We start from the raw sequence: 10,441 nt of genomic DNA on the forward strand, positions 1-10,441 counted from the left end.
TTCGTTGTATATTATTTATTACCTTTGATTGATGATGTGATTTCTACAAATCCTTTTTTAGGACCAGGTACATTACCTTTTACTAAAATAACATTGTTTTCAGCGTCAATTTGTACAACCTCTAAGTTTTGAACTGTTACAGTGTTACCGCCCATACGTCCAGGCATTTTTTGTCCTTTAAAGACTCTTGAAGCATCTGATGCCATACCTACAGAACCTGGGGCTCTGTGGAAATGAGAACCATGTGACATTGGACCACGTGCTTGATTATGACGTTTAATGGCACCTTGGAAACCTTTACCTTTAGATACGCCTGTTACATCAATTACGTCTCCAGCTTCAAATGTATTAACTGAGACTTCTTGACCTACTTCGTATTCATCAACATTAACGTTTCTGAATTCACGAATGAAGCGCTTAGGTGCTGTGCCTGCTTTTTTAGCATGTCCTTCAGCTGGTTTGTTAGCATATTTGCTTGATCTGCTATCTTTTTTATAAGCTTGTTTGTCTTCATAGCCTACTTGGATAGCGTTGTACCCATCAATCTCTTCAGATTTCTTTTGTAATACAACGTTTTGGCTTGCTTCTACTACTGTTACAGGGATTAAATCACCGTTTTCTCCGAAAACTTGTGTCATCCCGATTTTTCTTCCTAAGATTCCTTTGGTCATCGAAAGTCCACCTCCTAATTTTTTCTATTATAATTTGATTTCGATGTCTACGCCAGATGGTAAGTTTAAGCCCATAAGAGCATCAACTGTTTTTGGTGTAGGGTTAACAATATCGATTAAACGTTTATGAGTACGTTGTTCGAATTGCTCACGTGAATCTTTATACTTATGCACGGCACGAATAACAGTATAAACTGATCTTTCAGTCGGTAACGGAATTGGTCCAGAAACATCTGCACCAGAACGTTTCGCTGTTTCAACAATTTTTTCTGCTGATTGATCGATTACTCTGTGATCATAAGCTTTTAATCTGATTCTGATTTTTTGTTTTGCCATAATTTTCCCTCCTTATATCGTCTACATTTAAGTGATAGACTTCTCCACGAAAACTATCTCACACAGCGCCATGGCAAAGCGGCCGGGTGTGTCAGTAACCTTTCGCTTCATCGCGTGTTCTTAAAGTCCAACATTAGATATGATACATGATAAACAGTGATTTATCAAGCTTTTCTGCAAAAGTTTTGAAACTTTTTGTCTAACACATACTTTGTTATTGTACTTTATTAGGAAACGCACTTCAACCTCTTTTGTATTTTTTTTAGTTCTTTGTAAAATTTTTATTAATCTCTCTTCATATTATTATTCTAATAGTTTACTTTCCTTTATAATTAAAAACAGTTAGGTGGTGAATTATATGAAACGTGGTATACGTATGACATTGTTAGTATTATCTGTCTTACTCATAGTTAGTGAATTGGTTTACGGAATTCCATTCTTAGGTGGAAGCATTGTTTTAAGTTTTGGTTGGCAACCTTTACTTATTAACGCGCTACTCTACTTTATAATGATGATTATATTAATAGTAGATAAACAAAATTCTATTAAGCCAATGATGTTTATTCCTTTATTAGGTGTGATTGGTTCTTTCTTGGCTTTCATTCCACTTGTTGGTATGGTTATCCATTGGATTTTATTCTTTTTAATGCTATTTTTCATTTTCATTTTATTATCTACACCACTATATGTACCAAACAAATACGCAAAGGTAATTTATACGGAAGATCGACGTAAGGATCATTAATTATTATCGTAGGATACCTGCCCAACTCAAATGTAATTAGCGCAATCCAACGGTATGTGTCATAAATTCTTCTAAGCATTTTGATCTGGTTATCCGCTTAAACTACTATAACTTTAAAATATATATAATGAAGAAACTCGATTTTAGTTATTTATGTAAGAACAAAACTAATTCCTAAACACTTATACTTTCATTCAAATAATAAAATTAAAAGCACATTGTTCAATGTCTAAATGACAGAACAATGTGCTTTTATTTCGTTTTGTTATCCGTGAACAAAGATAAAGTACAATATAAATAAAATCATCAGTGCATACATTATTGGATGTACTTCTTTATGACGTTTTGAAATTAACATTGTAATTGGATAAAAGATAAATCCACAAGCAATACCTGTTGCAATAGAATAAGATAAAGGCATCATAATAATCGTTACAAATGCTGGAACTGCTACTTCGAATTTTTTCCAATCAATTTCAGCAAAGTTAGCTGCCATTAAGACACCTACTACTACTAACGCAGGCGTAGTCACCGCACTGGTTACTACCTCCATCAATGGACTAAAGAAAATAGCTAACAAGAAGCAGAAACCTGTAACCACACTCGCAAAGCCGGTTCTTGCACCTACTGCCACACCTGAGCTTGATTCAATGTATGAAGTCGTCGTAGTTGTACCAAAGATTGCACCAACGATTGTTGCTAGTGAGTCAGAGAACAACGCACGTCCTGCTCGTGGTAATTTATTATTTTTCATAATCCCAGCTTGAGTTGCCACAGCAACGAGTGTACCAGCTGTATCAAAGAAATCAATGAATAGGAAAGTTAATATAACGATTAAAAATTGAACCGTTAATAATTGACTAGGATCCTTAAATGCTTCAAACGCAGCGCCAAACGTCGGTTCAATACTAGGTACTTGTCCAACGATACCACTAGGTGTATGTATCAGCCCTGTGAACATACCTACGATAGATGTTAAAACCATTCCTATAAAAATCGCGCCAGGTACTCTAATAGCATAAAGTATTACTGTCACAACGATACCGAAAATAGTAAGTAATACAGGTCCGTCTGTGATATGTCCTAATGTAACTAGTGTAGAATCATTTTTAACAATTATACCTGAACTTTGTAAGCCGACAAAGGTAATAAATAATCCAATCCCAGCCGAGACAGCCATTTTCATTTGATAAGGTATGGCATTGATGATGACCTCTCGAAGCCCCGTCATCGTTAACACTGCGAAAACTAATCCTGAAAATAATACGCCTGTAAGTCCGACTTGCCATGGTATACCCATTGTTAAAACAACAGTAAATGCGAAAAATGCATTTAATCCCATACCAGGTGCTAATGCAATCGGATACCTTGCTATTAATCCCATAAATAACGAGCCTACAAACGCCGCTAATGCTGTAGCTACAAATATTGCGCCTTGATCCATTTTCATATTTTCAGAAACACCATCGACGCCGGCTAAACTAAGTACTTGAGGGTTAACAGCTAAAATATAAGCCATCGACAAGAATGTTGTAAGCCCGCCAAGTATCTCTTTCTTATAGTTTGTTTCGTGTTTATCAAACTTGAAGTACTTTTTCACGGTTAGTTCTCCTTTTTTTAAAATACTTACATATTTTAATACCAAACGAACTATTTTACAATAGCAAACACGAACCTTACTTAAAATTTTTAACTATTTGTTCGAATTATTTAGAACTTTAAACCCTTCAAAGCATCTTGAAACGGGTTATTTTCAATACCTTCATCATTATTCATATATTTTTTCAGATCTTTTTTATTTACTTTATCTGATTTTTTATTTTTGTGTCGTTTATCCATTTGAGCTTGTGTTTCAGTATGTCCACAAACACAACGATATACTGCGTCTTTGCCTCGACCAAACAGCGTCATTTTTTTATGACAGTTTGGACAACGTGCGTTTGTTTTACGTTGTACATTTTTTTTAGTTTTACACTGTGGATCCTGACACACTAACATTTGGCCGTTTTTCGTCTTGACTTTAATCATAAATTTGCCGCACGTAGGACATTCAGTCGTTGTTAGGTTGTCATGTTTATAATTTTGTTCACTTTCTTTAATCTCATTGACTACCTGATTTGTAAAAGCTTTCATTTCAGAGATGAATTGGCTCGCATTATATTTCCCTTGTTCTATGAGTAGAAGTTTTTCTTCCCATTCTGCTGTTAATAATGGAGAAGTGAGTTTTTGTGGCGCTAATTCCAATATTTGTTTCCCTTTTGACGTAACTTTTATTTTACCATCACGAGCTTCAATAGCGTTCATATTAAATAGCTTTTCTATGATATCCGCTCTCGTTGCAACCGTACCTATACCGCCAGTATCTTTTAATGTTTTATCGTGTTTTTTATCGCTTAAATCAAAGAATTTTTGTGGGCTTTCCATCGCTTTCAAAAGTGATCCTTCATTAAAATAAGGTGGTGCCGTTGTCTCATGTTCTTCTATTAGAATTTTAGTTACATTAAGCTTTGTACCCTTCTGTAACTGATCTATCTGAGTATTTATACTTTCTTTATTTTCATAAATTGCTTTAAACCCTAATTTAGTAGTTACTTTGTCCTTAAAAGTAAATGTATGCTGCCCTACTTTGAGTTCAATGGCGATCGCTTCGTATTCATGTGGTGGCATTAGGTTTTCTAAATATCTCTGAGCAATCATCATATAAATTTTAGATTCCCTTTGTCTAAGTTGATTGATATCTGGACGCACTTCTGTGGGAATAATTGCATGGTGATCAGATACTTTATTATTATTAACAAATCTTTGTTTTGATGAAAATGTTTGTGACATTTGTGCTTTAGCCATATCTTTTAATGAAGTGGCCATAATCGCTTTCAATCTATCTTTAAGCGTATCAACCATATCATCTGTTAAATAGTTAGAATCAGTACGTGGGTAAGTTACTAACTTATGACGTTCATACAACGTTTGCAAGGTATTCAAAGTTTCTTTTGGTCCAAGATGAAATCGTTTATAAGCATCTTGTTGTAAATCCGTTAAATTATATAATTGTTGTGGATATGCTTTTTTATGTGTCTTGCTAATCGATGCAATGTGCCCGGATTGCCCATCGATTGCTTTTTTTATAATTTCCAAAACAGTTTTATCAGGATGCGACTGTGGCTTAGTACAATGGAAAGTTAAACCAGCCGCATTGAGTTTTATTGTATAATAGGTCTGAGGTTTAAAGTGATTGATTTCATTTTGTCTCATTTGAACTAATTGTATGGTCGGAGTCTGTACACGACCCAATGAGAGTTGTGCATCATATTTTGTAGTCAGTGCACGTGTAGCATTAATACCAACTATCCAATCTGCTTCACTTCGTGCTAAGGCAGCATGATATAGATTATTAAACTTACGTCCATCTTGCAGTTTATTGAAACCTTCTTTGATTGCTTTATTGGTTACAGAACTAATCCATAAACGCTTGATCGGTTTTTTATTATGCGCTTTATCCAATATCAAACGAGCAACCAGTTCTCCTTCTCGTCCTGCATCTGTCGCAATAATAATATCTTTTACTTTATTATTATTAATTAATGATTGCACTGTCGAAAATTGTTTTCTCGTTTTACTTATCACAATTGTTTTCATTTTATTGGGTATAATCGGTAAATCATTCAATTTCCATTCTTTATAACTTGCATCATATTGTTCTGGTGTCGCATTTGTTACTAAATGCCCTAATGCCCATGTAACAATATATTTATTATTTTCAAAATATCCATTACGTTTTTCATTAATGTTTAGCGTATTGGCAATGTCTCTACCAACTGAAGGTTTTTCAGCTATAATCAGTGATTTCATAATTTCGCCCTTTCAAATTCAGTATTATATTTATTGTAACATGTATGTAGCACATCAAAACTTCCATTTACATCGAAAAATTCTTATAATTAACTTAATAGATCATTATACGGAGGTATTGTTATGAAAATTGTTCAATTAAATAACTATGATCAAATTGTAAAGTTTATAAATGAAGCCGATTACCACTACACATCGTACTTATACAAGCTGCCACAAGCACACGATGATGTTGAAGCAACGATTAGACAATCCTTAGAGGATCCAGGCGTATTTGCACAAGTTGATGACCAAGCACAAATTGAAATGCTCATGCTTGCATTTAAATATGAAGAAAATAAATATAAAGTGCTCGGTCCTTTTGTCAGGAAATCACTTTCACTCACTGAAGAAAATTTTAAAACTTTATTTGAAGCTTTGGTTCAAAGCAAACCGGAGACTGCGAATTTTAATTTTTCATTCGAGGAAACGGAACAAGATTACATGCCTTTTATGAAAGAAATTGAAGCTTCCTATAGTTTTACGGATTATCATCTCATATCTACACAAGATATAGGCAAAATTGATCATGCTCAAAACATTACCACCTACCAACCTGCTTATTATCGACTATTCGAGAAGTTACACCATGATACCTTTAAACACGATGTGATGACTGCAGAAGAAATCATTGAATCGTTAGATAGTCACAATAAATTATTTATATTTATGTCTGAAGGCTTATTAAAAGGTTATCTTTATTTACAAGTTTTTGAAAATACGAAAAAAGCTGAAATCAAATATTTTTCTTCACACACTGACTATAGATTTATGGGTATTGCTTTTGATTTATTATCTTACGCGCTTCAATATACATTTTCAAATTATGATGTTGATAAGATTTATTTCAAAATTCGCAGTAAAAATAATACACTCGTGGAACGATTTCATGAATTAGGCTTCAACATCAATTATGAATATAAAAAATTCAAATACGTTGCTGCACATATTGGCTGATTTTTAATTAAGAAGCAAGCAAAACAAGTTCGTTAATACACATATAAAATGTATGTTTAAAACATAATAAACAAAGAAATCGTTCTTTTTAATTTAATATTTTTTACTAACGTAATATTTTGTTTTAAACTAGAAGTTCAGGAACAACCAAAGATGGTTATTCTCGAGGGACAATATAATAGAAAGAGTGAGTATATATATGGATTTGTTAATTGCGTTATTGCCTGCATTATTCTGGGGTAGTGTTGTTTTAATTAACGTGCTTGTTGGTGGTGGCCCATATAATCAAATTAGAGGGACAACATTAGGTACATTAATTATCGGAATTATTTTACTACTTACAGGTAATACAAAATTTGATGACCTCGCCGTCATTATTGTTGGTTTAATCTCAGGTGCATTTTGGGCGCTTGGTCAGGGTTATCAACTTAAATCAATTAGTCTAATTGGTGTTTCAAAAACGATGCCAATCTCTACTGGTTTACAATTAGTTGGTACGACATTATTCAGTGCTATTTTTCTTGGAGAATGGAGTACAGGAATTCAAGTTACATTAGGTTTAGTTGCTATGGTGTTATTAGTAATTGGTATCGCATTAACTTCAATTAAAGGTAAAAATGAAGCTTCAGGCGGTAACAATAAATTCGGCAAAGCAATTCCTATATTGATTATTTCTACAGTAGGTTACGTTGTTTATGTAGTCGTAGCACAAATATTTGGTGTAGATGGAATGAATGCCCTCTTCTTCCAATCAATAGGTATGGCTATTGGCGGTTTAATACTTTCTGCTAAACATGAGACATCAGTAAAAAGTACTATGTGGAATATTATCCCAGGTGTCATTTGGGGAATTGGTAATTTATTTATGTTCTATTCACAACCTAAAGTTGGTGTAGCAACAAGTTTCTCATTTTCACAATTATTAGTAATTGTATCTACACTTGGTGGTATCTTCTTACTAGGAGAAAGAAAAGACAAACGCCAAATGATTGGTATTTGGGCTGGGATTGTATTAATAATCATTGCAGCCTTTATATTAGGTAATTTAAAAGGTTAGGCATCATTTAATATATTACACATCATTAAGTTTAGAACATCGACATAGCGTTCAACGTTAATTATACTATTCCAAATTAACAACACGTCTGTTCTAAACCTTTTTGTAGGAATAACTTTTAAGGAGGCTTCAATATATGTTTACAGATTTAGAAAATAAAGTAGTTGTGATTACAGGTGGTAGTAGCGGTATTGGTAAAGCAATGGCAGAACAATTCGGTAAAGAAAAAGCAAATGTTGTCATTAACTATCGTTCAGAAAGTAGCTTAGATGCTGTTGCCGAATCTATAAAACTAATAGAAGACGCTGGTGGTAAAGCGATTAAAGCATATGCTGATGTTTCTAAAGAGGCAGACGTCGAACAATTAGTCAAAATTGCAGTTGATACATTTGGTACTTTAGATATCATGATTAACAATGCTGGTTTTGAAAAACCAATTCCTACGCACGAAATGCCCTTAGATGAGTGGCAAAAAGTCATTGATATTAATTTAACCGGTGCATTCATAGGTGCTAAGGCCGCTGTTAATCAATTTTTAAAAGAAGATAAACCAGGTATTATCATTAATACATCAAGTGTTCACGATAAAATTCCATGGCCAAACTATGTGAATTATGCTGCAAGTAAAGGCGGTTTAAAATTAATGATGGAAACAATGTCAATGGAATATGCACAGTATGGCATTCGCATTAACAATATATCTCCTGGTGCTATCGTAACAGAACATACAAAAGAAAAATTCTCAGATCCGCAAACGCGTGCAGAAACACTTGAAATGATTCCAGCCAAAGTTATAGGCGACGCACAACAAGTGGCTAATGTTGCAAGATTCCTTGCTTCAGATTTAGCAGACTATATTCACGGTACAACAATATATGTTGATGGTGGTATGACAAACTATCCTGCATTTATGGGTGGTAAAGGCTAATCTCATTGCTATCAACAAAAGACAGAAAGCGAATGCTATCACGCGCTTTCTGTCTTTTTATTTATCTATATATTAATTGCATAAATTAATACTTATTAAGAAACAAAACATGACCAATAATCGTTTTATATTGATCATGTTTCTTTTTATTATTAAATTTTAGAGCACTTTAAACAAACAACATCTGATAAATATACAAGATAATAATACTAATCACGATTGTTAAATTAGTAACCATCCCTACTAGAGGCAATGTTTTATATTTAAACTGAATTGAATAAGGTATAATCGCTACACCTACTGGTAAGAGCCATGCTACTTGTAATGTAGTCTTTATCATTTCATCATTCACTGGCAAGAAAAAGTGAACAAGTAAGCCAGCAATGATACCAAGACCATAATGCGCTACTAAATACTTAATAGCAATTGGTAAAAAGCGTTTATCTATACTAAAATTCAACATTAACCCTAGAAGTATCATTGATAATGGCATATTTGCACCTGATAATACAGAAAAGAAATCAATGACTGGGTCTGGAAAATGAATATTCATCATATTTAAAATAAACATAATAATATATGTCATAAGTGGTACAGACTTCAATAAATTTTTTCCTAAATATTTAAAATCAAAACTGTCTCCACCACTGCTAAAATAGCTTCCTACAAAATAAGTCACACCAAACATAATGATTGCGCCACCAATATCGGCCATACCAAAATAAATCATACCAGTTTCTGGCCAAATCGCCTCAACCAGAGGGTAAGCAAATAAGCCAATATTTAAAGAAGCCATCATCATACCTGTTGCACCACGAATTTGATTATCATATTTTATAAAGAACCATACAATTATTACTTTTGTAATGACACCATATAAAATCATCATAATAGGTAAAATAGATAACGAGACATCCAATTTAGCTTCATTCAAATTCACGATAACTAAAGAAGGCAACGTGACATTTAATACTAATGTCGACAGTACTTGGCTATCATTTGCTTTAAAGTAATTGATTCTTTTAAGCGTATAACCTAATGCAATGAGTAAAATAATTATGATAAATTGTTGTGTCACAATAATCCTTCTTTCACTAAGTTATTTCGTTTTCATTCTATTTTCATACCTTAACATATAAATTGGTTATTTTAGAAGCTTTCAATTTCATGTTATAATTCAATTCAAACTGGTGTAGGCGTTTTCTACCCGCAAAGGAGTGTGCGATAATGGATTTGAATGAAAAATTAGCTGAACTAAAATATGATTATGTTCGATTACAAGGTGACTTAGAAAAAAGAGAATCTGTTAATCAACAAGTCGACCCTTTAGTAAAGCAACTTGAAGAAATAGAAAAAGAAATTGCATCTGTACGTTCAGAAATTAGTCAAAAAGAACATAAATAACATCCTAGTAAATATTTTTTTTACATGCTAAGATTAAAGGCGAACATAGAAAGGATGTAACAATATGCTACTCTATCTTATCTTTTTACCAGTACTCTATCTAATCGTGTGTTACATAAGCATATTTAGAATGGATACGATTATCACGCGTATTTTGCGTATTATAATGGCCTTGCTCTTATTATTTGTTGTTGCAATTACGACATTATCATTCCCTGCAATTAATTGGTTGGTTTTCATCATATTATTGTTATTAGTTGGTAATGTTGAAATCACTGCTTTCAAACATAGTAAGAAAGACCCAAAAGCGGTTCAAATCTTAAATATCATCAGTATTATATTATTTATAATCTATGCTATTTTAACATTAGTTTTATATTAATTGGTAATTCTGATACTCAAAAATATTTTAGCTATACGCTGTTTAATTAAAAGAGTCTGGGACATAAATTAGT

11 protein-coding genes are annotated in these 10,441 nt (G+C 33.0%); 6 read left to right on the forward strand and 5 right to left on the reverse strand.

What is annotated here, in order from left to right; genetic code table 11:
• Nucleotides 1–11: 11 nt before the first annotated feature.
• Entirely contained in the window at nucleotides 12–671 is a 660-nt protein-coding gene (gene rplC, locus ACP7BT_RS07020) for a 50S ribosomal protein L3 (protein WP_037537923.1), read from the reverse strand.
• A gap of 27 nt (nucleotides 672–698) precedes the next feature.
• Nucleotides 699–1,007 (reverse strand): 30S ribosomal protein S10, encoded by a 309-nt coding sequence (rpsJ, locus tag ACP7BT_RS07025; RefSeq protein WP_002482611.1) that lies wholly within the window; start codon nucleotides 1,005–1,007, stop codon nucleotides 699–701.
• Nucleotides 1,008–1,365: 358 nt separating this feature from the next.
• On the opposite strand from rpsJ, the gene ACP7BT_RS07030 reads away from it, so the two are divergent.
• A complete protein-coding gene (locus tag ACP7BT_RS07030; protein WP_041079114.1) occupies nucleotides 1,366–1,752 on the forward strand; it encodes a hypothetical protein in 387 nt (128 codons plus the stop codon).
• 265 nt (nucleotides 1,753–2,017) lie between these two features.
• On the opposite strand, the gene ACP7BT_RS07035 is transcribed toward ACP7BT_RS07030, so the two are convergent.
• Both ACP7BT_RS07035 and ACP7BT_RS07040 read right to left on the reverse strand, forming a co-directional pair.
• Entirely contained in the window at nucleotides 2,018–3,352 is a 1,335-nt protein-coding gene (locus tag ACP7BT_RS07035; protein WP_011302596.1) for an NCS2 family permease, read from the reverse strand.
• 110 nt (nucleotides 3,353–3,462) lie between these two features.
• The gene (locus tag ACP7BT_RS07040) at nucleotides 3,463–5,601 is read right to left on the reverse strand and encodes a DNA topoisomerase III (protein ID WP_041079115.1); all 2,139 of its coding nucleotides are present in this window, start codon (nucleotides 5,599–5,601) and stop codon (nucleotides 3,463–3,465) included.
• A 123-nt stretch (nucleotides 5,602–5,724) separates the two neighbouring features.
• On the opposite strand from ACP7BT_RS07040, the gene ACP7BT_RS07045 reads away from it, so the two are divergent.
• The 3 genes from ACP7BT_RS07045 to ACP7BT_RS07055 all read left to right on the forward strand — a co-directional run bounded on the left by ACP7BT_RS07045 (nucleotide 5,725) and on the right by ACP7BT_RS07055 (nucleotide 8,582).
• Nucleotides 5,725–6,597 carry a GNAT family N-acetyltransferase gene (locus tag ACP7BT_RS07045; RefSeq protein ID WP_002482607.1) on the forward strand — a complete coding sequence of 291 codons (873 nt, stop codon included), beginning with the start codon at nucleotides 5,725–5,727 and terminating at the stop codon, nucleotides 6,595–6,597.
• A gap of 199 nt (nucleotides 6,598–6,796) precedes the next feature.
• Complete coding sequence (locus tag ACP7BT_RS07050) at nucleotides 6,797–7,654, forward strand: RhaT/GlcU family sugar-proton symporter (RefSeq protein WP_002482606.1); 858 nt, start codon at nucleotides 6,797–6,799, stop codon at nucleotides 7,652–7,654.
• Nucleotides 7,655–7,790: 136 nt separating this feature from the next.
• A complete protein-coding gene (locus ACP7BT_RS07055; RefSeq protein ID WP_002482605.1) occupies nucleotides 7,791–8,582 on the forward strand; it encodes a glucose 1-dehydrogenase in 792 nt (263 codons plus the stop codon).
• Between the two features lie 169 nt (nucleotides 8,583–8,751).
• On the opposite strand, the gene ACP7BT_RS07060 is transcribed toward ACP7BT_RS07055, so the two are convergent.
• Nucleotides 8,752–9,660 carry an AEC family transporter gene (locus ACP7BT_RS07060; protein WP_002482604.1) on the reverse strand — a complete coding sequence of 303 codons (909 nt, stop codon included), beginning with the start codon at nucleotides 9,658–9,660 and terminating at the stop codon, nucleotides 8,752–8,754.
• Nucleotides 9,661–9,809: 149 nt separating this feature from the next.
• Here ACP7BT_RS07060 and ACP7BT_RS07065 point away from each other — a divergent pair, with 149 nt between their 5' ends.
• Both ACP7BT_RS07065 and mspA read left to right on the forward strand, forming a co-directional pair.
• Complete coding sequence (locus tag ACP7BT_RS07065; protein ID WP_002482603.1) at nucleotides 9,810–9,986, forward strand: SE1832 family protein; 177 nt, start codon at nucleotides 9,810–9,812, stop codon at nucleotides 9,984–9,986.
• Between the two features lie 64 nt (nucleotides 9,987–10,050).
• Complete coding sequence (mspA, locus tag ACP7BT_RS07070) at nucleotides 10,051–10,368, forward strand: membrane stabilizing protein MspA (protein ID WP_426303755.1); 318 nt, start codon at nucleotides 10,051–10,053, stop codon at nucleotides 10,366–10,368.
• Nucleotides 10,369–10,441 lie beyond the last annotated feature (73 nt).

The organism is Staphylococcus sp. Y174-1, assembly GCF_049897865.1.
Taxonomy (GTDB): Bacteria; Bacillota; Bacilli; order Staphylococcales; family Staphylococcaceae; genus Staphylococcus; species Staphylococcus saprophyticus.